The 26,520-nt window shown below is 61.7% G+C and carries 22 protein-coding genes; 18 read left to right on the top strand and 4 right to left on the bottom strand.

What is annotated here, in order from left to right:
- The first annotated feature begins 32 nt into the window (after nucleotides 1–32).
- The 7 genes from G7025_RS21985 (at nucleotide 33) to G7025_RS21955 (ending at nucleotide 6,262) form a co-directional block, all read left to right on the top strand.
- Nucleotides 33–965: a chemotaxis protein CheV gene (locus G7025_RS21985; RefSeq protein ID WP_181081191.1), complete on the top strand. Its 933-nt coding sequence runs from the start codon at nucleotides 33–35 to the stop codon at nucleotides 963–965.
- A 44-nt stretch (nucleotides 966–1,009) separates the two neighbouring features.
- Nucleotides 1,010–1,837, top strand: coding sequence for a protein-glutamate O-methyltransferase CheR (gene cheR, locus G7025_RS21980; protein ID WP_181081190.1), 828 nt, complete (start codon nucleotides 1,010–1,012; stop codon nucleotides 1,835–1,837).
- Nucleotides 1,838–2,133: 296 nt separating this feature from the next.
- Nucleotides 2,134–2,541, top strand: a complete 408-nt coding sequence (flgB, locus tag G7025_RS21975; RefSeq protein ID WP_017529461.1) for a flagellar basal body rod protein FlgB — start codon at nucleotides 2,134–2,136, stop codon at nucleotides 2,539–2,541.
- Nucleotides 2,542–2,544: 3 nt separating this feature from the next.
- Nucleotides 2,545–2,988, top strand: a complete 444-nt coding sequence (gene flgC, locus G7025_RS21970; RefSeq protein ID WP_024076985.1) for a flagellar basal body rod protein FlgC — start codon at nucleotides 2,545–2,547, stop codon at nucleotides 2,986–2,988.
- Between the two features lie 15 nt (nucleotides 2,989–3,003).
- On the top strand, nucleotides 3,004–3,729 hold the full coding sequence (gene flgD / locus G7025_RS21965) for a flagellar hook assembly protein FlgD (RefSeq protein ID WP_181081189.1): 726 nt from the start codon (nucleotides 3,004–3,006) through the stop codon (nucleotides 3,727–3,729).
- Between the two features lie 31 nt (nucleotides 3,730–3,760).
- Nucleotides 3,761–5,071 (top strand): flagellar hook protein FlgE, encoded by a 1,311-nt coding sequence (gene flgE, locus G7025_RS21960; protein ID WP_181081188.1) that lies wholly within the window; start codon nucleotides 3,761–3,763, stop codon nucleotides 5,069–5,071.
- A 144-nt stretch (nucleotides 5,072–5,215) separates the two neighbouring features.
- A complete protein-coding gene (locus G7025_RS21955; RefSeq protein WP_181081187.1) occupies nucleotides 5,216–6,262 on the top strand; it encodes a hypothetical protein in 1,047 nt (348 codons plus the stop codon).
- Nucleotides 6,263–6,344: 82 nt separating this feature from the next.
- On the opposite strand, the gene G7025_RS21950 is transcribed toward G7025_RS21955, so the two are convergent.
- Nucleotides 6,345–9,239, bottom strand: a complete 2,895-nt coding sequence (locus G7025_RS21950; RefSeq protein ID WP_141155820.1) for a ribonucleoside-diphosphate reductase subunit alpha — start codon at nucleotides 9,237–9,239, stop codon at nucleotides 6,345–6,347.
- A gap of 595 nt (nucleotides 9,240–9,834) precedes the next feature.
- Here G7025_RS21950 and G7025_RS21945 point away from each other — a divergent pair.
- Together G7025_RS21945 and G7025_RS21940 are read left to right on the top strand one after the other, a co-directional pair.
- The gene (locus G7025_RS21945) at nucleotides 9,835–10,560 is read left to right on the top strand and encodes a response regulator (RefSeq protein ID WP_181081186.1); all 726 of its coding nucleotides are present in this window, start codon (nucleotides 9,835–9,837) and stop codon (nucleotides 10,558–10,560) included.
- Entirely contained in the window at nucleotides 10,557–12,173 is a 1,617-nt protein-coding gene (locus G7025_RS21940; RefSeq protein ID WP_181081185.1) for an ATP-binding protein, read from the top strand. Before G7025_RS21945 ends, G7025_RS21940 begins: the two co-directional genes overlap by 4 nt.
- On the opposite strand, the gene G7025_RS21935 is transcribed toward G7025_RS21940, so the two are convergent.
- Complete coding sequence (locus tag G7025_RS21935) at nucleotides 12,174–12,899, bottom strand: 4'-phosphopantetheinyl transferase family protein (protein ID WP_181081184.1); 726 nt, start codon at nucleotides 12,897–12,899, stop codon at nucleotides 12,174–12,176.
- Nucleotides 12,900–13,035: 136 nt separating this feature from the next.
- Between G7025_RS21935 and G7025_RS21930 the strand changes: the two genes are divergently transcribed.
- From G7025_RS21930 to G7025_RS21920, 3 genes are read left to right on the top strand one after another with little or no spacing between them, the layout of a single operon-like run.
- Nucleotides 13,036–13,344: a hypothetical protein gene (locus tag G7025_RS21930; RefSeq protein WP_181081183.1), complete on the top strand. Its 309-nt coding sequence runs from the start codon at nucleotides 13,036–13,038 to the stop codon at nucleotides 13,342–13,344.
- An 18-nt stretch (nucleotides 13,345–13,362) separates the two neighbouring features.
- On the top strand, nucleotides 13,363–14,040 hold the full coding sequence (locus G7025_RS21925; RefSeq protein ID WP_181081182.1) for a response regulator: 678 nt from the start codon (nucleotides 13,363–13,365) through the stop codon (nucleotides 14,038–14,040).
- Entirely contained in the window at nucleotides 14,037–15,383 is a 1,347-nt protein-coding gene (locus G7025_RS21920) for an ATP-binding protein (RefSeq protein ID WP_181081181.1), read from the top strand. The genes G7025_RS21925 and G7025_RS21920 overlap by 4 nt, the downstream gene beginning before the upstream one ends.
- 85 nt (nucleotides 15,384–15,468) lie before the next feature.
- Here G7025_RS21920 and G7025_RS21915 read toward each other — a convergent pair whose 3' ends face one another.
- Nucleotides 15,469–16,467, bottom strand: coding sequence for an AraC family transcriptional regulator (locus G7025_RS21915; RefSeq protein ID WP_181081180.1), 999 nt, complete (start codon nucleotides 16,465–16,467; stop codon nucleotides 15,469–15,471).
- 347 nt (nucleotides 16,468–16,814) lie between these two features.
- Here G7025_RS21915 and G7025_RS21910 point away from each other — a divergent pair, with 347 nt between their 5' ends.
- The 3 genes from G7025_RS21910 to G7025_RS21900 all read left to right on the top strand — a co-directional run bounded on the left by G7025_RS21910 (nucleotide 16,815) and on the right by G7025_RS21900 (nucleotide 19,850).
- Nucleotides 16,815–18,146: a dicarboxylate/amino acid:cation symporter gene (locus tag G7025_RS21910; RefSeq protein WP_181081179.1), complete on the top strand. Its 1,332-nt coding sequence runs from the start codon at nucleotides 16,815–16,817 to the stop codon at nucleotides 18,144–18,146.
- Between the two features lie 136 nt (nucleotides 18,147–18,282).
- A complete protein-coding gene (locus G7025_RS21905; protein WP_181081178.1) occupies nucleotides 18,283–19,269 on the top strand; it encodes an XdhC family protein in 987 nt (328 codons plus the stop codon).
- Entirely contained in the window at nucleotides 19,266–19,850 is a 585-nt protein-coding gene (locus tag G7025_RS21900) for a nucleotidyltransferase family protein (protein WP_181081177.1), read from the top strand. Before G7025_RS21905 ends, G7025_RS21900 begins: the two co-directional genes overlap by 4 nt.
- 58 nt (nucleotides 19,851–19,908) lie before the next feature.
- On the opposite strand, the gene rne is transcribed toward G7025_RS21900, so the two are convergent.
- On the bottom strand, nucleotides 19,909–23,118 hold the full coding sequence (gene rne, locus G7025_RS21895; RefSeq protein ID WP_375139347.1) for a ribonuclease E: 3,210 nt from the start codon (nucleotides 23,116–23,118) through the stop codon (nucleotides 19,909–19,911).
- A gap of 757 nt (nucleotides 23,119–23,875) precedes the next feature.
- Here rne and rluC point away from each other — a divergent pair.
- The 3 genes from rluC to G7025_RS21880 are packed head-to-tail and all read left to right on the top strand — an operon-like array spanning nucleotide 23,876 to nucleotide 26,489.
- Nucleotides 23,876–24,835 (top strand): 23S rRNA pseudouridine(955/2504/2580) synthase RluC, encoded by a 960-nt coding sequence (gene rluC, locus G7025_RS21890; RefSeq protein WP_181081175.1) that lies wholly within the window; start codon nucleotides 23,876–23,878, stop codon nucleotides 24,833–24,835.
- Nucleotides 24,822–25,484, top strand: coding sequence for an HAD-IA family hydrolase (locus tag G7025_RS21885; RefSeq protein WP_181081174.1), 663 nt, complete (start codon nucleotides 24,822–24,824; stop codon nucleotides 25,482–25,484). Before rluC ends, G7025_RS21885 begins: the two co-directional genes overlap by 14 nt.
- Before the next feature lie 21 nt (nucleotides 25,485–25,505).
- On the top strand, nucleotides 25,506–26,489 hold the full coding sequence (locus tag G7025_RS21880) for a S49 family peptidase (RefSeq protein WP_181081173.1): 984 nt from the start codon (nucleotides 25,506–25,508) through the stop codon (nucleotides 26,487–26,489).
- Nucleotides 26,490–26,520 lie beyond the last annotated feature (31 nt).

The raw sequence follows: 26,520 nt of genomic DNA, 5'->3' as shown, positions 1-26,520 counted from the left end.
ACCCCCGAAGGTTTTAGCGTAGGAGTCTGGGCATGGCAGGTGTAATGGATTCAGTAAACCAGCGCACACAGCTGGTAGGGCAGAATCGCCTGGAATTGTTGCTTTTTCGCCTTGATGGCGGGCAGCTGTACGGCATCAACGTGTTCAAGGTGCGGGAAGTGTTGCAGTGCCCCAAGCTGACGATCATGCCCAAGTCCAGTCCGGTGGTGTGCGGCGTGGCGAATATTCGTGGCGCGACCATCCCGATTCTTGACCTGGCGTTGGCGACCGGTTCGTCGGGCCTGCAGGATCGCGAGAGTCCGTTCGTGATCATCACCGAGTACAACACCAAGACCCAGGGCTTCCTGGTGCGCTCGGTGGAGCGCATCGTCAACATGAACTGGGAAGAGATCCATCCGCCACCCAAGGGCACCGGCCGCGATCATTACCTCACGGCGGTGACGCGGGTCGATAACCAGTTGGTCGAAATCATCGACGTGGAAAAAATTCTCGCCGAAGTGGCTCCCACCTCGGAGACGATTTCGGTGGGAGTGGTGGACGCCGAGACGGCGCACAAGGCCGTGTCCCTGCGTGTGCTTACCGTGGACGACTCCTCGGTGGCGCGTAAGCAGGTGACCCGTTGCCTGCAAACCGTCGGCGTTGACGTGGTGGCGCTCAATGATGGCCGCCAGGCGCTGGATTACCTGCGCAAACTGGTGGACGAAGGCAAGAAGCCGGAAGAAGAATTTCTGATGATGATCTCGGATATCGAGATGCCGGAAATGGACGGCTACACTCTCACGGCCGAGATACGAAGTGACCCGCGTATGCAAAAACTGCATATCGTCCTGCATACTTCGCTGTCGGGCGTCTTCAACCAGGCTATGGTCAAGAAGGTCGGGGCGGATGACTTCCTGGCCAAATTCCGTCCTGATGACCTCGCATCCCGGGTAGTCGACCGGATCAAGGCAGCAGATCACAGCTAAGGTATTTCCTTGGCGGTCATACGATTTAAGAGGCGGTAGTATCAGTGTCTACGGGTAATTTGGATTTTGAACAGTTCCGGGTCTTCCTGGAAAAAGCCTGTGGCATATTGCTCGGTGAGAACAAGCAGTACCTGGTATCCAGCCGTCTCAACAAACTCATGGAGCAGCAGGGCATCAAGTCCCTGGGCGAGTTGGTTCAGCGGATCCAGAGTCAGCCGCGCGGTGGGCTCAAGGAGATGGTGGTCGATGCCATGACCACCAACGAAACCCTGTGGTTTCGAGACACTTACCCCTTTGAAGTGCTCAAGAGCAAGGTGCTGCCGGAGGCCATCAAGGCCAGCCCCGGCCAGCGCTTGCGCATCTGGTCGGCGGCCTGTTCGTCGGGGCAGGAGCCGTACTCGATTTCCATGGCCATCGACGAGTTCGAGCGGACCAACATGGGCCAGTTGAAGGCCGGGGCACAGATCGTCGCCACCGACCTGTCCGGGACCATGCTGACCAATTGCAAAACCGGCGAGTACGACAGCCTGGCCCTGGGCCGTGGTTTGTCCCAGGAGCGTCTGCAACGTTACTTCGACTCCAAAGGGGCGGGGCGTTGGGCGGTCAAGGCGCCGATCAAGAGCCGCGTGGAGTTCCGTTCGTTCAACCTGCTCGACAGTTACGCCAGTCTGGGCAAGTTCGACATGGTGTTCTGCCGTAACGTGCTGATCTATTTCTCGGCGGAAGTGAAGAAAGACATCCTCTTGCGCATCCATGGCACGCTCAAGCGGGGCGGCTACCTGTTCCTCGGGGCCTCCGAAGCACTGAACGGCCTGCCGGACCATTACCAGATGGTGCAGTGCAGCCCTGGCATCATTTACCAGGCCAAGTAAACAAGGCCTGTGCAGTCAAAAATGTGGGAGGGGGCTTACCCCCGATAGCGTTTGGATCAGTCACCTATCCATGACTTGATACGCCGCTGTCGGAGGCAAGCCTTCTCCCACTTTTAGTTTCGCGGCAATCCCCCATTGCCGCTTTACTGGCGCCAGGCGGAAGCCGCTTGCCGCTTTTCTGGCATTGCCGCCGGCAATATCGGCTTAAGTCCTTGATATACGGGCGTTGAAAAGATTGGCATGCACCTTGCTATACCTCTGTTAACAAACAGCAGGTCAGCCTAAAGGTTTCCGCCATGAGCATCAGCTTCGATAAAGCGCTCGGTATCCACGAACAAGCCCTGGGCTTCCGCGCCCAGCGTGCCGAAGTCCTGGCCAACAACATTGCCAACGCCGATACCCCGAACTACAAGGCTCGGGACCTGGACTTTTCTGCCGTGCTCGCCGCGCAGCAGGACAAGACCAAGAACGGCACCTTCGCCTTGAACATGACCAACAACCGTCATATCGAAGCGCAAGGCCTGAGCAGTGGCGACGAGTCGCTGCTGTATCGCACGCCGATGCAGCCGTCCATCGACCAGAACACCGTCGATGCGCAGTTGGAGCAATCGGCCTATGCCGAGAACTCGGTGAACTTTCAGGCCAGCTTTACCCTGCTCAACAGTAAATTCAAAGGGCTGATGTCAGCCCTGCGTGGAGAGTAAGCCATGTCCCTGTCCAGTGTTTTCAATATTGCCGGCAGTGGCATGAGCGCGCAGACCACGCGCTTGAACACCGTCGCCAGTAACATCGCCAACGCCGAGACTGTGTCTTCGAGCATTGACCAAACCTACCGCGCCCGTCACCCGGTGTTCGCCACCATGTTCCAGGGCGGCCAGAGCGGCGGCAGCGATTCGCTGTTCCAGAACCAGGATGCCGCAGGCCAGGGCGTGCAGGTGCTCGGTGTGGTCGAAGACCAGAGCAACCTCGAAGCCCGTTACGAGCCGAACCATCCGGCGGCCAACGAAAAAGGCTACGTGTACTACCCGAACGTCAATGTGGTCGAGGAAATGGCGGACATGATTTCGGCCAGCCGCTCGTTCCAGACCAACGCGGAAATGATGAACACCGCCAAAACCATGATGCAGAAGGTCCTGACCCTGGGTCAGTGATAAGGGGCGCCAACCATGGCCATTGTCGATACGTCTAACAATACGGCGGTTCAGGACCTTTTCAATTCGAAGGTCAAGACGGCGTCGGACAACACTAATCTGGCGAACGCCTCCAAGGCCGCGACCGGCAATCAGTCGCTGGGCAAGGACGCGTTTCTGCAGTTGCTGGTCACCCAGCTGAAAAACCAGAACCCGCTGTCGCCCCAGGACAACGGCGCGTTCGTCGCCCAACTGGCGCAGTTCAGCAGCCTGGAAGGCATCAACACCCTGAACGACTCGGTGAACTCGATTTCCAGCAACTTCAGCTCCTCCCAGGCGCTGCAGGCTTCGTCGCTGGTGGGGCGCTCGATCATCACCCAGACCGACAAGGCGCTGGTCGATACCAGCAAGAGCATGACCGGTTCGGTGGCAGTGACGGCGGCGACGGGCAATGTGTCCGTCAAGATCACCGACAAGGACGGCAATGTGGTCCGCACTATCGACATGGGCGCCCAAAGCGCCGGCACGTCCGACTTTATCTGGGACGGCAAGAACGACAAGGGTGAAGTGGCGGCGGCGGGTACTTATACCTTCGCGGCCACCACCAAGAACGACAAGGGCGAATCGGTGGCCCTGGCCACCTCGCTGCCGGCAACCGTCACCAGCGTGACATTGAGCAAGACCGGCGGCGAAATGCTGCTGAACCTGGCGGGCGGCATGGGCAGCGTCAAGCTGTCGCAAATTCAGACTATCGGTACATAGAGCCGGCTAAATACGGCAGAGGGAGAGAAACATGTCTTTTAACATCGGCCTTAGCGGCCTCTATGCGGCCAACAAACAGCTGGACGTGACCGGCAACAACATCGCCAACGTTGCGACCACCGGCTTCAAGTCGTCCCGTGCGGAATTCGCCGACATCTACGCCGCGTCCAAACTGGGCACCGGCCAGAACAGCATCGGTAACGGCGTGAACCTGGCGGCGGTGTCGCAGCAATTCACCCAGGGCGACGTCAACGGCAGCGGCGGTATCCTGGACATGGCGATCCAGGGCGGCGGCTTCTTCGTGCAGAAGGGCAGCGACGGTTCGCTGGAGTACACCCGTTCCGGTGCGTTCCGTGCCGACAAGGACGGCTACATCACCAACAACACCGGCACCTCGCGTCTGCAGGGTTACGCTGCGGATGACGACGGCAAGATCATCAAAGGCGGCCTGACCGACCTGCAATTGAACCTGTCCAACCTGCCGCCGAAGGCGTCCACCAAAGTGGACTCCACCAGTAACCTGAACTCCTCTGAGCCGGTGATCGACCAGACGCTCAAGCCGTTCAACCCGTCCGATACCAGTACGTTCACCACCCAGTACAGCACCACGTTGTACGACTCCCAAGGCAACGCGCACCCGATGGTGCAGTACCTGGTGAAAACCGACGGCAACAAGTGGAACGCCTATACCTTGATCGATGGCCGCAACCCGGACGGTTCGGCGCCGACCGGCACGCCTTCGACGCCGCCTGTACCGTCGACCCTGAGCTTTGACGGTGCCGGCAAACTCACCGGTATTCTGACCGGTACCGTTTCCAGCACGACCCTGAACGTTACTGGGTGGGTACCGGGTACCGTGACCAACGGCGTATGGAAGGCAAACGGCGCGGATGCCAACCCGACCGGTATCGCCATCAACATGGCTAACATCACCCAGTACAACTCGGCCACCTACCGTAACCCACCGGTGACCGACGGTTATGCCACCGGCCAGATCACCGGCCTCAAAATCGACGGCAACGGTGTACTGTTCGCAACGTTCAGCAACCAGCAGAGCAAGGCCATCGGCCAGATTTCTCTGGCCAGCTTCAACAACGAACAAGGCCTGCAGCCGGCGGGCGGCACTTCCTGGCGTGAAACCTTCGCCTCGGGCCAGCCAGGTTACGACACCCCGCAGTCCGGGACCTTGGGCTCGATCGTGGCCAACTCCCTGGAGAACTCCAACGTCAACCTGACCAACGAGCTGGTGGACCTGATCAAGGCCCAGAGCAACTACCAGGCGAACGCCAAGACCATCTCCACCCAAAGCACCATCATGCAGACCATCATTCAGATGACCTGATGCCATGGCGTCACGCGCTTGACTGAAAACCCCTCGATCGAGGGGTTTTTTTTTCTGACGAATATCGTATGGAACGCCCTACGCCCTCAATGCCACCCAGGAGGCGGCAAGCCGTTGAGCTTGTGATCTGGGGTGGGGACAGCGATGGGAAATCAGTGGCAGGTGGGTTTTGCCGGGGCCGCTGCAGCGGCACCGCTTTATTTGAGCGGCAAGGGCGCGACAGACGATATCAGCGAGGACGCGGGCGCAACTAAGAACGCCGTCGCAGCACTGCTCAAGGAACTGGACGACGCCCAAAGTACCGGCAAGAGCCAGACCGTCCGGGAGCTACGCGACAAGCTCAATGAGAAGCGCAAAGCGCTGGGGGACGAGGCGTTCAAGAAGATCCTCGAGCAACTCAAGGACGAATGGTCCCGGCGATGGCTTGAGCTGTTGAAGATGCTGTTTCCGGATTTGTTTCCGGATGCGCCTTCTCCTTCTCCCGCGCCCCCATCGCCTGGTGGCGGCGGTGGCGGTGGCGGCGGTCATTTTCCTGGCCGCGGCGGGTTCGGTCCCAGCGAGTCGATGAGCCACAAGCCGATTACCGAAGGCTCAAGGCACTATAACTACAAGCCCGACACGAGCAGCCCCGGGCAGAAGCCGAACAATATCTGGAGTGGGTTCAGCCAGGGGCCTGACGGCAATTGCGTGACGGTATCGGCAATAAAGGCTGCAATGATGCAGTACGGCCAAGAACCTACGGACGTTTTCAAAGAGGTCAAGGAGGTTGGCAACGGCTATGAAGTGACCATGCGTGACGGCTTCCAGCTGTCTTTGTCCAAGGATGAAGTGAGGCAGGCGGCCACTCATGCGCGTTTCAAGGGCGATGACCCGGCAATGATGACCGATGCCAACTTCATGTATGCCGCGAGCGCCAAGCGGGCGCAGATGGAAAACAACGATGGTAGCGCCGGACGCAGTTTTCAGGCGGCCATGAACAGCCTCAACGATGGTGAACACTCGCGTGAAGGGCTGGATCGTTTGGGTTTGAGGGGACGTTACCGGCCGGCAACCGATGCTGACTTGAGAAGCAGCAAGGTGGGGACGGTGGAATACGACGGTCATTCGATGGCCGTGATTGAGGGCCGTATTGAGTTGTGGGGCAAACGCGGCGGCATGCCTCGATCGGGTATTGCAACCGTCTTGTTCTAGTCGCGGCGCTGTTCATCCGGCAAAACAAAGCCCCCGGTATGCGATAAGCATAACGGGGGCTGGTTAACCCAGCGGGCTCAGCTTATTGGCAAGCTTCGCAATCCGGCTCGTCGATCGCGCAGGCCTTTGGCACTGGCGCCGGGCCGGCCGGGGCGGCGAGTACCGAATCATCACCGTGGTTGCCGCTGGACACTGCGTTCAGCTTACCGGTGTTGATGGTCGACTTCTCGGTGCTGGTCGCGGCCAGGGCACGGAGGTAGTAAGTGGTTTTCAGGCCACGGTACCAAGCCATGCGGTAGGTCACGTCCAGCTTCTTGCCCGAAGCGCCGGCGATGTACAGGTTCAGGGATTGCGCCTGGTCGATCCACTTCTGACGACGGCTGGCGGCGTCAACGATCCACTTGGTGTCCACTTCGAACGCAGTCGCGTAGAGCTCTTTGAGTTCCTGCGGGATGCGCTCGATCTGCTGCACGGAACCGTCGTAGTACTTCAGGTCGTTGATCATGACCGAGTCCCACAGGCCGCGGGCCTTGAGGTCGCGCACCAGGTACGGGTTGATCACGGTGAATTCGCCCGACAGGTTCGATTTCACATACAGGTTCTGGTAAGTCGGTTCGATCGACTGCGACACGCCGGTGATGTTGGCGATGGTGGCGGTCGGTGCGATGGCCATGATGTTGGAGTTACGAATACCTTTCTGCACACGAGCACGTACCGGTGCCCAGTCCAGGGTTTCGTTCAGGTCAACGTCGATGTACTTCTGGCCACGGGCTTCGATCAGGATCTGTTGCGAATCCAGCGGCAGGATGCCCTTGGACCACAGCGAACCCTGGAACGTCTCGTAGGCGCCGCGCTCGTCGGCCAGGTCGCAGGAAGCCTGGATCGCGTAGTAGCTGACCGCTTCCATGGACTTGTCGGCGAACTCGACCGCAGCGTCCGAACCGTAAGGAATGTGCTGCAGGTACAAAGCGTCCTGGAAGCCCATGATCCCGAGGCCCACCGGGCGGTGCTTGAAGTTGGAGTTCTGCGCCTGCGGCACCGAGTAGTAGTTGATGTCGATCACGTTATCGAGCATGCGTACGGCGGTGTTGACGGTGCGCTCCAGCTTGGCGGTGTCCAGCTTGCCGTTGACGATGTGGTTCGGCAGGTTGATCGAGCCCAGGTTGCAAACGGCGATCTCGTCCTTGTTGGTGTTCAAGGTGATCTCGGTGCACAGGTTCGAGCTGTGGACCACGCCCACGTGCTGCTGCGGGCTGCGCAGGTTGCACGGGTCCTTGAAGGTCAGCCATGGGTGGCCGGTTTCGAACAGCATGGACAGCATCTTGCGCCACAGGTCTTTGGCCTGGATGGTCTTGAACAGCTTGACCTTGCCTGGGTACTCGGTGAGGGCTTCGTAGTACTCGTAGCGCTCTTCGAAGGCCTTGCCGGTCAGGTCGTGCAGGTCCGGTACTTCGGAGGGCGAGAACAGGGTCCACTTGCCGTCATCGAAGACGCGCTTCATGAACAGATCCGGGATCCAGTTGGCGGTGTTCATGTCGTGGGTACGACGACGGTCATCACCGGTGTTCTTGCGCAGCTCGATGAACTCTTCGATGTCCATGTGCCAGGTTTCCAGGTAGGCACACACAGCGCCTTTGCGCTTGCCGCCCTGGTTGACCGCTACGGCGGTGTCGTTCACCACTTTCAGGAACGGTACGACGCCCTGGGACTTGCCGTTGGTGCCCTTGATGTACGAACCCAGTGCGCGCACCGGCGTCCAGTCGTTGCCCAGGCCACCGGCGAATTTGGACAACATGGCGTTGTCGTGGATCGCGTGGTAGATGCCCGACAGGTCGTCCGGCACGGTGGTCAGGTAGCAGCTCGACAGCTGTGGACGCAGGGTACCGGCGTTGAACAGGGTCGGGGTCGACGACATGTAGTCGAAGGACGACAGCAGGTTGTAGAACTCGATCGCACGGTCTTCTTTGTGCTTCTCTTCGATCGCCAGGCCCATGGCCACGCGCATGAAGAACACTTGCGGCAGTTCGAAACGGATACCGTCCTTGTGGATGAAGTAACGGTCGTACAGGGTCTGCAGGCCCAGGTAGGTGAACTGCTGGTCACGCTCGTGGTTGATCGCCTTGCCGAGTTTTTCCAGGTCGAAAGTGGCCAGGACCGGGTTCAGCAATTCGAATTCGATACCCTTGGCGATGTACGCAGGCAGGGCCTTGGCGTACAGCTCTGCCATTTCGTGGTGGGTGGCGCTGTCGGCCACGCCCAGGAAGCCCAGGCCTTCGGCACGCAGGGTGTCCATCAGCAGGCGCGCGGTCACGAACGAGTAGTTCGGTTCGCGTTCAACCAGGGTACGGGCGGTCATCACCAGGGCGGTGTTGACGTCGGTCAGGGCCACGCCGTCGTACAGGTTCTTCAGGGTTTCGCGCTGGATCAGGTCGCCGTCGACTTCTTCCAGGCCTTCGCAGGCCTCGGTGATGATGGTGTTCAGGCGGCCCAGGTCCAGCGGCGCGAAGCTGCCGTCGGCCAGGGTGATGCGGATCGACGGGTGCGCTTGTACCGCCGCTTCTTCGGCGGGCGTGCGCACGGCACGTTCCTTGGCGCGCGAATCGCGGTAGATCACGTAGTCGCGAGCCACTTTCTGCTCGCCGGCACGCATCAGGGCCAGTTCGACCTGGTCCTGGATTTCTTCGATGTGGATGGTGCCGCCCGAAGGCATGCGGCGCTTGAAGGTCGCAGTGACTTGTTCGGTCAGGCGGGCAACGGTGTCGTGGATGCGCGACGAAGCGGCAGCGGTGCCGCCTTCAACTGCAAGAAACGCTTTGGTGATGGCGACGGTGATTTTGTCATCGGTGTAAGGAACGACAGTGCCGTTACGCTTGATCACGCGCAGCTGGCCAGGTGCGGTGGCGGACAGATCCATAGTCGAATCGGCGGCCTGCGGCACGGAGCCCTGCGGGTTCTCGCGAGTTGTGTCGGTTTGCATGGGGGGATGTCTCCACGTTCTATATTTGATTGCGAGTGCCAGGCTCTTCCTGCAACACCCGTACCGTTTTCCATATCGGGATGGAGAAACAGGTGCCATCCGCGTGAGCGGTTTGGTCTACTGAAAATCGGTTGGTTCCACGCTGCACTAACAAATAAAGCGCTTGAGTTTCGAGCCACTTGTGTGGTTGGGCGTTTAGGTCGAAAACGCTACATGTAGGGTCTTCGATGCCGCCGAGCTACAAGATAATGCGTTTTGGAGGGCTTAGCAACGCAGTAACCTGTGGATAACGCTGTGGGTAAAATGTGTATGAAAGGTGCAATGGTCTTGTAGGCCGCGTTACCACTGCGTCGGACCGTTTGTCATGAAATGTTTCGTCCAAAAAACCAGGGTGCCCTTTTCGAAGGGCGCGAACCCTATCACAAAAAAACACGATCACCGAATGGATTTCCCGCCTTGTGTTTGAGGGCTGGCCCATGGCTACAATCGGCGCTAGTTTGTCCGCGCCACATGACAACTTAAGGCGCGTGCTTGCGGGCCTCTGGGCTTTTCGCGAGCGCGCTCGCTCCAATAATAAATACAACCGAGGTAGCTGATGGAGCACGACGCCTGGCACATACTGATCGTCGAGGACGACGAGCGACTGGCCGAGCTGACGCGCGATTACCTGCAAAGCAACGGTCTGCGGGTCGCAGTGGAAGGCAATGGGGCGCTGGCGGCTGAGCGCATCATCCGCGAGCAGCCGGACCTGGTGATCCTCGACCTGATGCTGCCCGGCGAAGACGGCCTGAGCATCTGTCGCAAGGTGCGTGAGCGCTACGACGGCGTCATCCTGATGCTCACCGCGCGCACCGACGATATGGACCAGGTGCTGGGCCTGGACCTGGGGGCCGACGATTATGTGTGCAAACCGGTACGCCCGCGCCTGCTGCTGGCACGGATCCAGGCGCTGTTGCGCCGCAGCGAGCCGGCGCAAGCGCAGGCCTTGGCGCTTGAGCGGCGCCTGCAATTCGGCCCGCTGGTGGTGGACAGCGCGTTGCGTGAGGCGTGGCTGCATGACGCCGGTATCGAACTGACCAGCGCCGAATTCGACCTGCTGTGGCTATTGGTCGCGAATGCCGGGCGCATTCTGTCCCGCGAAGAAATCTTTATCGCCCTGCGCGGCGTCGGCTACGACGGTCAGGACCGCTCCATTGATGTGCGCATCTCGCGCATTCGCCCTAAAATCGGTGACGACCCGATCCACCCGCGCCTGATCAAGACCATCCGCAGCAAAGGCTACCTGTTCGTCCCCGAAGCCGCCGTCGACCTGCAGCTGTGAACTCAATCTTCCTGCGCATCTATGGCGGTATGTGTGCCGCACTGATCCTGGTGGCGCTGCTCGGCGTGCTTGCCTTGCACCTGCTCAACGAGGTGCGCAGCGACCAATACCGCGAGCGCCTGGCCCACGGCACATTTGCCCTGATGGGCGACAACCTTCAGCCCATGAACCGCATCGAACGCCAGCGCGCCCTGGCGGTGTGGGAGCGTTTACTCGGCATACCGCTGGAGTTGCGCACCTTCGCCGACGCCCGCCTGGACCTGGGCCAGCGCACCAGCCTGCAGCGCGGCCAGGTGCTGGTGCAACAGACCGGCCCGCATGCGGCGCGGGTGGTGCGGTTAGTCAGCGAGCAGGAACAACTGGTACTGACCGGCGAAGTGCAGCAAATCAGCGAACAGTTGGCGCGCGCGACGATTTACCTGCTGTCCGACGAACTGGTGCGCTATCCCGTGGCGGAACAGCCTCAACGGCTGGCGGCTATAAAGGAGACCAAAGGCTTTGGCTTCGACATGCGCCTGATGACCCTGGACCAGGCCGACATGGATGACGACCAGCGCCGGCGCGTCTCCGAGGGCGATACGGTGATGGCGCTGGGCAAGGGCGGCGACTCGATCCGTGTGTTTGCCGGCATGGTCGGCACGCCGTGGGTGTTGGAGATCGGCCCGCTGTACCAGATGAACCCGTATCCGGCGCAATGGCTGATCCTGATCGCCTTGATCGGCCTGACCCTGATCGGCCTGATCGTGTATTTCCTGGTGCGCCAGCTGGAACGTCGGCTCAAAGGGTTGGAAGCCGCCGCCACGCGTATCGCCAAGGGCAACCTGCATGTGCGTGTGCCGGCCCGGGGCGCGGACTCGGTCGGGCGTCTGGCGGCGGCCTTTAATGGCATGGCCGAGCACTTGCAGCAGTTGCTGGCGATCCAGCGCGAACTGGTGCGTGCGGTGTCCCATGAGCTGCGCACGCCGGTGGCGCGCCTGCGCTTTGGCCTGGAGATGCTTGGCGAGGCCGCTACGTCTGAAGCGCGCCGCAAATACCTGGAGGGCATGGACAGTGATATCCAGGATCTGGACGGCCTGGTGGATGAAATGCTGACCTACGCGCGACTGGAGCAGGGGTCGCCGGAGCTGAATTTCCAGCGCGTGGACCTGGATGGGCTGCTCGATCAGGTGATCGGCGAATTATCGCCACTGCGCCCGACTATCGTCGTCAGTCGCGGCATTTGCCTGTCATCGGCCGTTTGGGACGGCGCCCGGGTCGATGCCGAGCCGCGCTACCTGCACCGCGCGCTGCAGAATCTGGTGACCAACGCCATGCGTCACGCCCGCAGCCAAGTGTTGATCAGTTATCAGGTGGGGCAGGTACGCTGCCGTATCGACGTGGAAGATGACGGCCCCGGCGTACCGGAAAGCGCCTGGGAGCGCATCTTCACGCCGTTCCTGCGCCTGGACGACAGCCGCACCCGCGCTTCCGGCGGGCATGGGCTGGGCTTGTCGATCGTGCGGCGCATCATTTATTGGCACGGCGGGCGAGCGTTGATCAGCAAAAGCAACAACCTGGGCGGCGCGTGTTTCAGCCTGAGCTGGCCGAGGGACCAGGATAAGCACGCGCACTGATCAGCACGCCTGGGCCTGCACGGCCACCAGGCTCAGCAACTGACCGTCGTCCAGTGCGAACTGGCCTTGCAGCTCCGTACCCTGGCACCATTCGTGGGACAGGTCCGTGAGCAACCGCAGGCGTGCATGGCCTGTGTCAGACCACTCCAGCAGCTCGGCATGCTCAAAGTAAAAGCGCTTGTGCACGAGCGGGTAGAGCGCCTTGAACAGGCTTTCCTTGAGCGAAAACGTCAGTGTCACCAGCAGCGCGACCTGCTCTGGCTTGAGTCTGGCCATGCGTTGCTGTTCATCGGCGGTCAGAATCTCCCCGGCCAGGCGTTGCGCCCGTTCGGCACTCAGCAAATTTTCCAGGTCCATGCCCAGGCCGCGCCATTGCGCCGTGTGCCCGACAATTGCGGCGGCGTGCCCGGTGCTGTGGGTGATGGAACCGCTGATAGAGGGGGGCCAAACCGGCGCGCGATCTGCGCCGATCGCCGGGATGCAATCGGGATGACCGAGCTGGTGCAGGGCGGCGCGGGCGCACACGCGGCCGGCCAGGAATTCGGCCTGACGCTTGGCGACCGAACGCTGGATGCTCGCCGGTGGCGGCACGGCGCAGCGTTGAAAATCGTCCACCGCCAGCATCGCGGGATCGAAACGGGTGCTGAGCAACACCGTGCCCGCCAGTGGATCGGGCAGGGGCCAGCGGGCGTCGAGCGGAGTGCAGCAAGCGGGTAGGAGATTCATGGGGCGGTATTTTGCCCAGTTGCCGTCTCACAGGATAGCCCGCGCCGGTTCAGGCCAGGTTCAGAGCCTGTTCAGGGGGAGTTCAGGGGCGCCTGCGTAGTCTGGCCGGACAGCCAAACGCGTATGAGGTAACACCATGACTGCGATCAAAAAGCTGATGCTGGCCTTGACCCTGCTGAGTGCCGCTGCCGGAGCGCAGGCGTCGGAGGGCGCCTTCGCCGAATTCGGCAGGGAGAAAACCAGAAAGCCCAGTAACCTGATCCATCGTGTGAGCTTCGAAGAAGCGGGCAGCCAGACCTCGCCGTGGGGCCAGGCCTTGGGCGCGACGACCCCGCAGCCAGCCTACCGCGTCGGTTATGCGCAGCTGACCGGTCAATTCAATGGCATCAAACTGCGCCCGCAAGACCTGCAGGGCCGCTATGATGTCACCCAGTCGGACAGTTGATACGCTTTGGAGAGCCCTATGAAATTGCTGGTGGTGGAAGATGAGGCGCTGCTGCGCCATCACCTGTTTACCCGCCTGACCGACAGCGGCCATGTGGTTGAGGCCGTGGCCAATGCCGAGGAGGCCTTGTACCAGACCGGCCAGTTCAATCACGACCTGGCCATCGTCGACCTGGGCCTGCCGGGCATGGGCGGCCTGGACCTGATCCGCCAGTTGCGCGCCAAGGGCAAGACGTTCCCGATTCTGATCCTCACCGCGCGCGGCAACTGGCAGGACAAGGTCGAAGGCCTGGCCGCCGGCGCCGACGACTATGTGGTCAAGCCGTTCCAGTTCGAAGAGTTGGAAGCCCGCATGAACGCACTGTTGCGCCGCTCCAGCGGGTTTACCCAGTCCACCATCGTCGCCGGGCCGTTGCTGCTGGACATCAACCGCAAGCAGGCGTCCCTCGACGAACAGCCCTTGGCGCTGACCGCCTACGAATACCGCATCCTCGAATACCTGATGCGCCATCACCAGCAAGTGGTCGCCAAGGACCGCCTGATGGAACAGCTCTACCCGGATGATGACGAGCGCGACCCGAATGTCATCGAAGTGCTGGTCGGTCGTCTGCGCCGCAAACTGGAAGGCCCGGCCGGGTTCAAGCCGATCGACACCGTGCGTGGCCTGGGCTATCTGTTTAATGAGCGCTGCCGTTGATTCGCTCGTTACGTGTGAGACTGATGCTGGCGGCCGCCACCCTGGCCGTGCTGTTTATGCTCGGCCTGCTGCCGGCGATGCAAGGTGCGTTCAGCCTGGCGTTGCAGGATTCCATCGAGCAGCGCCTGGCGTCGGATGTGACCACGCTGATCTCCGCCGCGCGGGTGGAAAACAACCACTTGCTGATGCCGGCGCAACTGCCGGATGAACGCTTCAACCTCGCCGACAGCCGGCTGCTGGGTTATATCTACGACCGCGAAGGGCACCTGGTGTGGCGCTCGCGCGCGACCCGCGAAGAAAACATCAATTACAAACCGCGCTATGACGGGCGCGGCAACGAGTTTGCAAGGATTCGCGAGGCCAATGGCCAGGAATTCTTCGTGTATGACGTCGAGGTCAAGCTGCTCGGCGGCAAGAGCGCGGCATTCAGTATCGTCGCCCTACAACCGGTGCGCGAATACCAGTTGACCCTCGAAGGTCTGCGCGAAAACCTCTACCTGGGCTTCGGCGCGGCGTTGCTGGTGCTGCTGACTCTGCTGTGGCTGGGCCTGACCTGGGGCCTGCAGGCGTTGCGGCGGTTGAGCCAGGAACTGGACCAGATCGAAGGCGGTACCCGCGAAAGCCTGTCCGAACAGCATCCCCGCGAACTGCTGCGTCTGACCGGTTCCCTGAACCGTTTGTTGCACAGCGAGCGCGAACAACGCACGCGTTACCGCGATTCCCTCGACGACCTGGCTCACAGCCTGAAAACCCCGCTCGCGGTGTTGCAGGGTGTGAGCGAAGACATGGCCCAGCGCCCAGAAGACCGCGATCAGGCCCGGGTACTGCAAACGCAGATCGAACGCATGAGCCAGCAGATCAGCTACCAGCTGCAGCGTGCCAGCCTGCGCAAGAGCGGCCTGGTGCGCCATCAGGTGCGCCTGGAACCGGTGGTCCAGAGCCTGTGCGACACATTGGGCAAGGTGTACCGCGACAAAGCAGTGACGGTCTCCTTCCAGTTGCCCCAGGCGTGCGACGTGCCCATCGAGAAGGGGGCCTTGCTCGAGTTGCTCGGCAATCTGTTGGAGAACGCCTACCGCCTGTGCCTGAGCCAGGTGCGCATCAGCCTGATCGAAAACGAAGACGGCACGGAACTGTGCATCGAAGACGATGGCCCCGGTGTGCCGCCGGACCAGCGGGCGCGCATCCTGCAACGCGGAGAGCGCCTGGACCGCCAGCATCCTGGGCAGGGCATCGGCCTGGCGGTGGTCAAGGACATTATCGAAAGCTACGGTGCGCGGCTGACCCTGGACGATTCACCCCTGGGCGGCGCGGCGTTCAGGATTCACTTCCCCGCCGTGTGATCTTCAGTGGCTGGGCTGGCCATGCACGGGGCAAGCCCGCTCACCATAGCAAGCCCCCGATGAGGTCCTCACACATGACGCAGTGCTAGCTCTCCTGCGCCCGATAGGCGCCCGGTGTCAGCCCCGTCCACTTCTTGAACGCCCGATGAAACGCCGACGGTTCTGAAAAACCCAACTGCTCGGCGATCTGCTGCAAGGACAGATCCGCCCGCCCCAGGTGGTAGATGGCGATGTCCCGCCGCAATTCATCCTTGAGCGCCTGGAAACTGGTGCCTTCTTCGCGCAGGTGCCGGCGCAGGGTTTGCGGGCTGATATGCAGATGCTGGGCGACCGCTTCCAGGTCGGGCCAGGGCGTGCGGTCGCGGCTCAGCAGGCGGCGCAACTGGCTGCTCAGGCTGTCGCCTTCATCCGGGCGCGATAACAGGTCGGCCGGGGAGCGCGCGAGGAAATGCTTGAGGGTGCGCTCGTCCTGCAGCAACGGCAGGCTCAGGTAGCGCACCGGAAACACCAGGCTGCTGTGCGGTGCACCGAACACCTGGGTGCAGGGGAACAGCAGGTCGTATTCGCTGGCATGGGGCGGCCTGGGGTAGGCGAAGGTGGCCTGGTGCAATCGGATACGCTGGCCGATCAGCCAACTGCCCAGGCGGTGCCAGATCACAAGCAGGCACTCGCTGAGGAAGTGGTCCGGGTCCCAGAGTTGCGAATGGTCCAGGCTCAGGCGCGCCATTTCGCCCTCGCGCGTCAGCTGCCAACGCGGGCCCTGCGGGAATAAGCTATAAAACAGTAAGCCGCGTTCCAGAGCCTTCTCCAGGGTGCGGCAGTGGATCAACGCGTGGCACATCATGGCGAAGGTGCCGCGTTTGCTGGGGCCATCGGCGAACCCCAGGTATTCGTCGTCCAGCGCCAGCCAGAGCATTTGCAACAGCCGGGTAAATTGCTCCGGCGCGATGCGGGCGCGGGGTTCGGTCAACAGTTCCTGAGGGATGCCCACCTGCTGCAGCAGGGCCGAATAGTCATGACCGGCCCGACGCGCACCCCCCAGAGCGGCGCGGGCAAAGTGGCTGGCAATGGTTCGTTCACGCATGCGGGGCCCTCGTCCATGGAGTGGCGGATGGTAGCCACCGCCCGGCGGGCGCGGCAAGGCGGATATCCGCCAAATTGCAGGGCACTGTAGAGCGGTGCGGCGGAAAACCGCCACGTATTGATCTGCGTTGGTGGCGGCTTGAAACCGCCGGCCCCGGTGTCTAAAGGCCTTCAGCGGATTTATGCAAAGTGGCACGGCGTTTGCGATAGGTCGACAGGTAAGGCAGTGAAAGATTTATCCCACTGCCCTCACAAACAACAAATCCCTCCAGTGCAGGAGGGTTCGCAATTCAAGTGTCGTGGGCAATGGCGGATATTTGCCACACGGGACGTTTGAGGAATTTTGCAATGACGACTCGTCAGCCACTCTACAAATCCCTGTATTTCCAGGTGATCGTTGCAATCGTTATCGGTATCTTGCTCGGTCACTTCTACCCGCAGACCGGCGTGGCCCTCAAGCCACTGGGTGACGGGTTCATCAAACTGATCAAAATGGTCATCGCCCCGATCATCTTCTGTACCGTTGTCAGCGGCATCGCCGGCATGCAGAGCATGAAATCGGTGGGCAAGACCGGCGGCTACGCGCTGCTCTACTTTGAAATCGTCTCCACGATTGCCCTGCTGATCGGTCTGGTGGTGGTGAACGTGGTGCAGCCGGGTGCCGGCATGCACATCGACGTAGCCACCCTGGACGCTTCTAAAGTCGCGGCCTACGTGACCGCCGGTGCAGACCAGAGCGTGGTTGGCTTTATCCTCAACGTCATCCCGAACACCATCGTCGGCGCCTTCGCCAACGGCGACATCCTGCAAGTATTGATGTTCTCGGTCATCTTCGGCTTTGCCCTGCACCGCCTGGGTGCCTACGGCAAACCGGTGCTGGACTTCATCGATCGCTTCGCCCACGTGATGTTCAACATCATCAATATGATCATGAAGCTCGCGCCGATCGGTGCCCTGGGCGCCATGGCGTTCACCATCGGTGCCTACGGTGTGGGTTCGCTGGTGCAACTGGGCCAGCTGATGATCTGCTTCTACATCACCTGTGTGCTGTTTGTGGTCGTGGTGCTGGGCGCCATCTGCCGCGCCCACGGTTTCAGCGTGCTGAAATTGATCCGCTACATCCGTGAAGAGCTGCTGATCGTTCTGGGTACGTCCTCCTCCGAATCCGCGCTGCCACGCATGCTGATCAAGATGGAGCGTCTTGGCGCGAAGAAATCCGTAGTCGGTCTGGTGATCCCGACCGGCTACTCCTTCAACCTCGACGGTACCTCGATCTACCTGACCATGGCCGCCGTGTTCATCGCCCAAGCGACCGACACCCACATGGATATCACCCACCAGATCACCCTGCTGCTGGTGCTGCTGCTGTCTTCCAAGGGTGCTGCGGGCGTGACCGGCAGCGGCTTCATCGTCCTGGCGGCGACCCTGTCGGCTGTCGGCCACCTGCCGGTCGCCGGTCTGGCGCTGATCCTGGGCATCGACCGCTTCATGTCCGAAGCCCGTGCGCTGACCAACCTGGTGGGTAACGCCGTGGCTACCATCGTCGTGGCCAAGTGGGTCAAGGAACTGGACACCGATAAACTGCAGAGCGAGCTGGCGTCGGGCGGTACCGGTATTTCCGAATCCCGTGAACTCGATGACCTGGGCGTGGCCGAAGGTCCTGCACCGGTGGTCAAGTAAGACGCTGATGGCGTGAACTGACGCCCCCAGCCTTGCACAAACGCCCCGACATGTTCGGGGCGTTTGCGTTTATGGCTCGGCACTTCGGGCGATTTTTTGATTTACAGTGAGCGCGATAGTGACCGCGGGAGGCTTGATGGACAGTGTGGATCTGAATGTTCTGCGTAGCGTACTGGAGTGGCGCCGCGCCGGGCAGCGAGTGGTGTTGTACAGCGTGGTCCAGACCTGGGGCAGCGCGCCACGCCCACCGGGCGCCATGTTGGCGTTGCGCGGCGATGGCGTGGTGATCGGCTCGGTATCCGGCGGTTGCATCGAAGATGACCTGATTGCCCGCCTGCACGACGGCCGCCTGGTAGACGACGGTCCGCCGGTACAGTTAGTGACCTACGGCGTCACCCAGGACGAAGCCGCACGTTTTGGTCTGCCTTGCGGCGGCACCTTGCGCCTGACCCAAGAGCGGGTGCAGGACTGGCAATGGGTCGCCGACCTGCTGGCACGCTGCGAGGCCCATGAGATTGTCGCACGGGAGCTGAACCTGACCACGGGCGAGGTCACCTTGAGCGGCGCCACCAAAACCGATGGTCTGAGCTTTGACGGTGAACGCCTGCGCGCCATCTACGGCCCGCGTTGGCGCCTGCTGCTGATCGGCGCCGGGCAGCTGTCGCGCTACGTCGCGGAAATGGCGCGCTTGCTGGATTTCGAAGTGCTCATCTGCGATCCCCGCGAAGAGTTCGTGTACGGCTGGGAGGCGCAGCACGGGCGCTTCGTGCCGGGCATGCCCGATGAAGCGGTGCTGTCTATCCAGACCGACGAGCGTACGGCTATCGTCTGCCTGACCCACGACCCGCGCCTGGACGATATGGCGCTGCTGACGGCGTTGGACTCCCGTGCGTTTTACATCGGCGCGCTGGGCTCGCGGGTCAACAGTCAGAAACGCCGGGACAACCTGGCGGCGTTGGGGCTGACGGCGCAGGCGATTGCGCGGTTGCACGGGCCGATCGGCCTGCATATCGGCAGTCACACGCCGTCGGAAATCGCCTTGTCGCTGATGGCGGAAATTGTCGCGATCAAGAACGGCGTGGCGCCTATGCAGAAAAAACCCTTGCCGGTGCTGGCTGAGTGACCGTCACGGCGATAGTGCTGGCGGCGGGGCAGGGCAGCCGTTTCCGCGCCGAAGCCGGGGCCGACCAGGACAAATTGCTGGCGCCCTGCGTGGGGCTGGACGGTGTGACCCGGCCGGTGATTGAGCAGGTGCTGGTCAACCTACCCGCCGCTGTGGTTGAGCGCTGGGTCGTGACACTGCCGGAGCGCACCGACGTCATTCGGCTGGCTGAAGCCTACGGCTGCCAAGTCCTGACGTTGTGCTCCGCCGGCATGGGTGAGAGCCTTGCGGCGGCCGTCGCGGCCAGTGATAACGCCGAGGGCTGGCTGGTGCTGCTGGGGGATATGCCGTTTATCCAGGCATCCAGCATCGAGCAGGTGATCCAGGGGTTATCCAGAGAGGGCATCCGTGTGCCTGTGCAAGCCGGCCGTTATGGGCACCCTGTGGCCTTTGGTGGTGATTTCGGGCCGGGGTTAATGGCGTTGACGGGTGATCGCGGCGCCAGGTCTTTGTTCACTCAGGCAGATGTCACCCAGGTGCCGGTGAACGATCCGGGGGTGTTGTGGGATGTGGACGTACCTGCGCTGTTGAATTACCGCTGAGCGATACAAAAAAGCCCCGCCTGATCACTCAGGCGGGGCTTTTTAGTGGCTGATGGAATCAGGCGAGAGGTTTAGGCTCGTGCTCTGCTTCCTGGGCCTTGGGCTCTGCCGCTTCTTCGACGACGCGCGGGGCTTCGTCAGCGACAGGGGCGGCGGGTTCTGCCACCGGTTCAACCGAGGCTTGAGCAGCTGCCGCAGCGGCAGCTGCTTCAGCTTCTTTGCGACGGCGACGCACTTCACGTGGGTCGTTCGGGGCGCGGCCATTTTCGGTCAGGGCAGTGACTGGCGCGGCTTCAACCACTGGGGCTGCAACCTCGGCGACCACAGGGGCCTCGACGACCGGCGCGGGCTCGACGACTGGCGTCGGCTCGACTACCACGTTTTCGGCAACCGGCGCTGGTGCTTCTTCTGCCACAGGGGCAGGCGCTGGTGCTTCAACCGGAGCGGCAGGTTCAGCGTTCCATTGGAAGGCGGTCTGTTCTTCGCGAACTTCACGCACTGCCGGGGCGGCTTCTTCGGCGACCGGTGCTTCAATCGCTGCTTCCACCACTGCCTGAGGCTCAGCCTGCGGCGCAACCTCAACGGCTATCACATCGGTGACCGGCTGGGCGTCGCGAACCGGTGCTACTTCCACTTCCGGAACCACGGGGGCTTCGATCGGGGTCGTTGCTTCTACCGCCGGGGCTTCCACCACGGCAGGCTCAACGGCCGCAGTTTCGGTAACCGGGGCTTGCACGGCAGCAGTCTCTTCGACAGCGGCGGTCGCGCGTTCAGCCTGCTCGTGGGCCTGGGCTTCAGCTGGTGCGCTGATAACCGAACTGGCCACGGCAGCGGTGACGGCAAGGCCGGCGGCCAGTTCGTCGCCAGTCGGTTGCTGGGTACCGGCTTCGGTGTGTTCGCCGGTTTCTTCCGAACCTTCGATCACGTTGCCGTTGGCGTCGCGCTGACGCTCACGACGGTTGCTGCGACGACGCTGGCCACGGGAGCGGCGGCGTGGACGATCGCCTTCGGCGTTGTCCTGGCCGTCTTCCTGCAGTTGCTCTTCGCCGGTCAGCACTTCTTCTTCGCTGGCGGCAGCGGCCTGTTCGGCGCGCGGTTGACGCTCTTCACGCGGGGCACGAGGCTGGCGTTCTTCACGCGGCGCACGTTCTTCGCGCGGCGGGCGAGCCGGGCGCTCTTCGGTGGCGGCGGCAGCGGCAACGGCCGGAGCAGCGTCCAGCGGCTCACGCAGTTCACGTACGCGCTCTTCACGCTCACCGCGAGGCTTGCGATCTTCGCGCGGAGCGCGTGGGGTGCGTGGCGCGCGCTCTTCACGCGGTGCACGTTCTTCACGGGCTACGGTCGGCGTGTCTTCGCGGGCTTCGCGAGGCTGGCGCTCTTCGCGTGGCGCGCGTTCTTCACGCGGTGCACGTTCTTCGCGCGGCTTGCGTTCTTCGTCACGGCGGCCGTTGCGGTTACGGCTCTGCTGGCGACCGTTGCGACGCTCTTCATTACGTGCCGGGCGCTCGGTGGCAGGCTTTTCAACCACGACCGGGGCGGCGGCAGGCTCTTCCTTGGATGCGAACAGGCTGACCAGCGACTTGACCAGGCCTTTGAACAGGCTCGGCTCAGGCATTGCGGCCGGTGCTGCAGCCGGCGCGGCGACTTCAACCGGAACCGGCGCGTTGGCGCGCGCCGGCGCGGTCTTCACGGCAGCTTCCTGGCGAACCAGGGTGCGGGTGGCGGCGGCTGGCTGGACTTCTTCCACTTCCGCGGCGGCAGCGGCGATTTCGTAGCTGGACTGGCCGCTGTGGGCTTCCGGGCTGTCGTCACGCAGGCGCTGTACTTCGAAGTGCGGCGTCTCGAGGTGATCGTTCGGCAGGATCACGATGCGGGCACGGGTGCGCAGTTCGATCTTGGTGATCGAGTTGCGTTTTTCGTTGAGCAGGAATGCGGCCACCGGGATCGGCACTTGCGCGCGGACTTCGGCGGTGCGGTCTTTCAGGGCTTCTTCTTCGATCAGGCGCAGGATCGCCAGGGACAGCGATTCAACGTCACGGATGATGCCGGTGCCGTTGCAACGCGGGCAGACGATGCCGCTGCTCTCGCCCAGAGATGGACGCAGGCGCTGACGGGACATTTCCAGCAGGCCGAAGCGCGAGATGCGGCCAACCTGCACGCGGGCGCGGTCGGCTTCCAGGCATTCGCGGACTTTTTCTTCCACGGCGCGCTGGTTCTTGGCCGGGGTCATGTCGATAAAGTCGATCACGATCAGGCCGCCGATATCACGCAGGCGAAGCTGGCGGGCGATTTCTTCAGCCGCTTCCAGGTTGGTCTGCAGGGCGGTCTCTTCGATGTCGCTGCCTTTGGTGGCGCGCGCCGAGTTGATGTCGATGGACACCAGGGCTTCGGTCGGGTCGATCACGATGGAACCGCCGGAAGGCAGTTCGACCACGCGCTGGAAAGCGGTCTCGATCTGGCTTTCGATCTGGAAACGGTTGAACAGCGGGACGCTGTCTTCGTACAGCTTGATCTTGCTGGCGTACTGCGGCATCACCTGGCGAATGAAGGTCAGGGCTTCGTCCTGGGCTTCAACGCTGTCGATCAGCACTTCACCGATGTCCTGGCGCAGGTAATCGCGGATGGCGCGGATGATCACGTTGCTTTCCTGATAGATCAGGAACGGCGCGGAGCGATCCAGGGAGGCTTCTTTGATGGCGGTCCACAGTTGCAGCAGGTAGTCGAGGTCCCACTGCATTTCTTCGCTGCTGCGGCCCAGGCCGGCAGTGCGCACGATCAGGCCCATGTCGGCCGGAGCGATCAGGCCGTTGAGCGCTTCACGCAGTTCGTTGCGCTCTTCGCCTTCGATGCGACGGGAGATGCCGCCGGCACGCGGGTTGTTCGGCATCAGGACCAGGTAACGGCCGGCGAGGCTGATAAAGGTGGTCAGGGCGGCGCCCTTGTTGCCACGTTCTTCTTTTTCGACCTGGACGATGACTTCCTGGCCTTCGCTCAGGACGTCCTTGATGTTTACGCGGCCTTCGGGGGCTTTCTTGAAGTACTCGCGGGAGATTTCTTTGAGGGGCAGGAAGCCGTGGCGCTCGGAGCCGAAATCGACAAAGGCAGCCTCAAGGCTTGGTTCGATGCGAGTAATACGGCCTTTGTAGATGTTGGCCTTCTTTTGCTCGCGTGCACCGGATTCGATATCCAGGTCATAGAGGCGCTGGCCATCTACGAGTGCAACACGCAACTCTTCGGGTTGAGTTGCGTTAATCAGCATTCTTTTCATGTTGTACCGTCGGTTTCCGGGCTGCCGGAAACGGCGTTCGGCACACACGACTTCTCACGGTCGGTGTCAGGTGCGTCAAGAGTGGTTGGCCACTCCAGTGTCCAGCAAAATCGGCCAATTGGGCCGGTATGCGACGGACGCGTCCTGCTTGTTAGCGGTGGTGACAAAGGCACCACTTCAACAAAAGCTAAGGTCAGGAGGAGGAATCAACCGGCGACTGTGGACGAGATGAAGCGTCTAAATATAAGCCTAGTGCTACACGGTCCGACGGTTGTGCATCTCCACCCTACACGTATCCCTGATAATTCGGGTGCTGCCGCGCGCAGAATCCGCAGCGGGTTGGCATTTACCGTGTACTCCAATGGGGAGTTCACGCTCATGGCTAAACAGGCCTGAATGAAAGCGACTGCGCTCTCACTCAGCTCTTAACAGGCGTTGTTTCCGAAGCATTCGCCATGGTCTGGCTCAAGACTGACTGCACTTTGTGAACTGGCCGTAAATATCGGCGCAGAAGGCGAGTATTCACTCTGCTTTCCGCGCTCGCTTCAGGCCTCATGTCACCTGCGCTTGTTACAATCCCGAGCTTTCCAAGGTGGCGAACGCCCCGTAGGACGGCCTCGCGTCCTGATGAATTGCGATGGTCAGGGCCGGCAGTTTGCCGCAAGTCCTCTGGCCAGGCCGCTTTTGGCGGCGTTCGCGACTATAGCAGCAATGATTAAGTGCTTCAATTCCATAAAAAATTGTTATCATCGCCGCCATGACGACTACCACCCCCCCGACCCCCAGCGTCCAGCTGCTTGAGGTCTCGCCGGAATATGCCGGCCAACGCATCGACAATTTTCTCCTGGCCAGGCTCAAGGGCGTGCCCAAGACCTTGATTTACCGCATCTTGCGTAAAGGCGAAGTGCGCGTGAACAAGGGGCGCATCAAGCCCGAGTACAAGTTGCAGGCCGGCGATATCGTCCGCGTACCGCCGGTTCGCGTGCCCGAGCGCGACGAACCCGTACCGCTGGCCCAGGGCCTGCTGCAACGCCTGGAAGCCTCGATTGTCTTTGAAGACAGCAAGCTGATCGTGATCAACAAGCCCTGCGGGATTGCCGTCCACGGAGGCAGCGGCCTGAACTTCGGCGTAATCGAGGCCTTCCGTCAGTTGCGCCCGGATGCCAAGGAATTGGAGCTGGTCCACCGTCTGGACCGCGACACGTCCGGACTGCTGATGATCGCCAAGAAGCGCAGCATGTTGCGCCATTTGCACACAGCTCTGCGCGGCGATGGCGTGGACAAGCGTTACATGGCGCTGGTACGCGGCAATTGGGCCAGTTCGATCAAGAGCGTCCGCGCGCCGTTGCAGAAGAGCAACCTGCGTTCCGGCGAGCGCATGGTTGAGGTGGACGAGGAGGGCAAGGAGGCGCTGACCCTGTTCAAGGTGCTGCGCCGCTTCGGTGACTTTGCCACTATGGTCGAGGCCAAGCCGGTCACCGGCCGCACCCACCAGATTCGTGTGCACACCCTGCACGCGGGTCATTGCATTGCCGGTGACACCAAGTACGGCGACGAAGATTTTTCCAGGGAGATTCGCGATCTGGGCGGCAAACGTCTGTTCCTGCACGCGTACATGCTGACGGTGCCGCTGCCCGATGGCGGTGAGCTGAAGCTTCAGGCACCGGTTGACGAGATGTGGGCCAAGACCGTGGAGCGTTTGAGTGTCGCACCGTGATTACAAGCTGCTGATTTTCGATTGGGACGGCACGCTGGCCGATTCCATCGGTCGCATCGTCGAATCGATGCACATGGCTTCGACCCGCTCGGGGTTCGAGTTGTGCAGCGACCTGGCGGTCAAGGGCATTATCGGGCTCGGCCTGCCGGAAGCGATTCGCACCCTGTATCCGCAGATATCCGATGGCGAGCTGCTGGCGTTCCGTGAACATTACGCCGAACACTACATTGGGCTGGAGGTCGAGCCTTCGCCTCTGTTCGAGGGTGTGCGGCAATCGCTTGAGGCTTTCCGTGCCGATGGTTATCACCTGGCGGTGGCTACCGGCAAGGCTCGTCGCGGCCTGGATCGGGTGCTCAAGGCTCATGGCTTTGAGGATTATTTCGATGCGACCCGCGCGGCCGATGAAACCGCCAGCAAGCCTCACCCTCTGATGCTGGAGCAGATCGTGGCGCATTGCGGGGTGTCGCCGCGCCAGGCATTAATGGTGGGCGATGCCAGCTTCGACCTGATGATGGCGCGCAACGCCGGCATGGACAGTGTGGCCGTCAGTTATGGTGCCCAGTCCGCCGAGGCGCTGCAGCAATACGAGCCGAGGGTCACGATTGATCATTTTTCGCAATTGCAGGCCTGGCTTGGTCGGGCCCAATAAGTCTTTGCTGGGGTTGATGGCATGAGTGACGAGTGGAAAGCGCCTGAGAAGGCTCAAAGCGGTGACGACAAGAGCTGGCAGTTGCTGGAGAAGACGCTCCTGGCCAGCGTCCAGGAGCAGCGGCGTGCGCGGCGCTGGGGGATTTTCTTCAAGCTGCTGACCTTTACTTACCTGTTGATCATGCTGGCGCTGTTCAGCCCGCTGATGGATATGGAAAAGAGTGCGACCCGTGGCGCCAATTACACCGCGTTGATCGAAGTACGTGGGGTGATTGCCGATAAGGAGCCTGCCAGCGCCGACAATATCGTCAGCAGCCTGCGTGCCGCGTTCGAGGACCCCAAGGTCAAGGGCGTGATCCTGCGAATCAACAGCCCCGGCGGCAGCCCGGTGCAGTCGGGTTACGTGTATGACGAGATTCGTCGCCTGCGCGGCCTGCACCCCGATATCAAGCTGTATGCGGTGATCGCCGATCTTGGCGCCTCCGGTGCTTACTACATCGCCAGTGCAGCCGATCAGATCTACGCCGACAAGGCCAGTCTGGTGGGCTCCATCGGCGTGACGGCGGCCGGTTACGGCTTTGTCGGAGCCATGGAGAAGCTGGGGGTTGAACGTCGGACCTACAACTCCGGCGAACACAAGTCCTTCCTTGATCCGTTCCAGCCGCAAAAGGCCGATGAAACCCAGTTCTGGCAGGGAGTGCTCGACACCACCCATCGCCAGTTCATCGCCAGCGTGAAGCAGGGGCGTGGGGATCGCCTGAAGGACAAAGACCATCCGGAGTTGTTCTCCGGGTTGGTGTGGTCGGGCGAGCAAGCATTGCCGCTGGGCCTGGTCGATGGACTGGGCAGTGCCAGTTCGGTAGCGCGGGATGTGGTCGGCGAGAAAGAGCTGGTGGACTTCACCGTTGAAGAATCGCCGTTTGATCGTTTCTCCAAGAAACTAGGCGCCAGCGTGGCTGAGAAACTGGCGCTGTACATGGGCTTCCAGGGTCCGGCGCTGCGTTAATATCTCAAGTCTGCCGTAGATCAACATGTGG

Origin of the sequence: Pseudomonas lurida (assembly GCF_013522705.1) — a bacterium.
GTDB classification, from domain to species: Bacteria; Pseudomonadota; Gammaproteobacteria; order Pseudomonadales; family Pseudomonadaceae; genus Aquipseudomonas; species Aquipseudomonas quebecensis.
Note: the sequence above shows the minus strand (reverse complement) of the source record. Positions and strands in the feature narration are given on the sequence as shown.

Coding starts and splice junctions, on each gene's coding strand:
- G7025_RS21915 (WP_181081180.1), bottom strand. CDS start 16,467: ATGCGTGAACGAACCATTGCCAGCCACTTTGCCCGCGCCGCTCTGGGG.
- G7025_RS21930 (WP_181081183.1), top strand. CDS start 13,036: ATGACTGCGATCAAAAAGCTGATGCTGGCCTTGACCCTGCTGAGTGCC.
- G7025_RS21925 (WP_181081182.1), top strand. CDS start 13,363: ATGAAATTGCTGGTGGTGGAAGATGAGGCGCTGCTGCGCCATCACCTG.
- G7025_RS21945 (WP_181081186.1), top strand. CDS start 9,835: ATGGAGCACGACGCCTGGCACATACTGATCGTCGAGGACGACGAGCGA.
- rne (WP_375139347.1), bottom strand. CDS start 23,118: ATGAAAAGAATGCTGATTAACGCAACTCAACCCGAAGAGTTGCGTGTT.
- flgC (WP_024076985.1), top strand. CDS start 2,545: ATGTCCCTGTCCAGTGTTTTCAATATTGCCGGCAGTGGCATGAGCGCG.
- flgD (WP_181081189.1), top strand. CDS start 3,004: ATGGCCATTGTCGATACGTCTAACAATACGGCGGTTCAGGACCTTTTC.
- G7025_RS21905 (WP_181081178.1), top strand. CDS start 18,283: ATGGACAGTGTGGATCTGAATGTTCTGCGTAGCGTACTGGAGTGGCGC.
- G7025_RS21910 (WP_181081179.1), top strand. CDS start 16,815: ATGACGACTCGTCAGCCACTCTACAAATCCCTGTATTTCCAGGTGATC.
- G7025_RS21950 (WP_141155820.1), bottom strand. CDS start 9,239: ATGCAAACCGACACAACTCGCGAGAACCCGCAGGGCTCCGTGCCGCAG.
- G7025_RS21985 (WP_181081191.1), top strand. CDS start 33: ATGGCAGGTGTAATGGATTCAGTAAACCAGCGCACACAGCTGGTAGGG.
- G7025_RS21880 (WP_181081173.1), top strand. CDS start 25,506: ATGAGTGACGAGTGGAAAGCGCCTGAGAAGGCTCAAAGCGGTGACGAC.
- G7025_RS21955 (WP_181081187.1), top strand. CDS start 5,216: ATGGGAAATCAGTGGCAGGTGGGTTTTGCCGGGGCCGCTGCAGCGGCA.
- flgE (WP_181081188.1), top strand. CDS start 3,761: ATGTCTTTTAACATCGGCCTTAGCGGCCTCTATGCGGCCAACAAACAG.
- flgB (WP_017529461.1), top strand. CDS start 2,134: ATGAGCATCAGCTTCGATAAAGCGCTCGGTATCCACGAACAAGCCCTG.
- G7025_RS21935 (WP_181081184.1), bottom strand. CDS start 12,899: ATGAATCTCCTACCCGCTTGCTGCACTCCGCTCGACGCCCGCTGGCCC.
- rluC (WP_181081175.1), top strand. CDS start 23,876: ATGACGACTACCACCCCCCCGACCCCCAGCGTCCAGCTGCTTGAGGTC.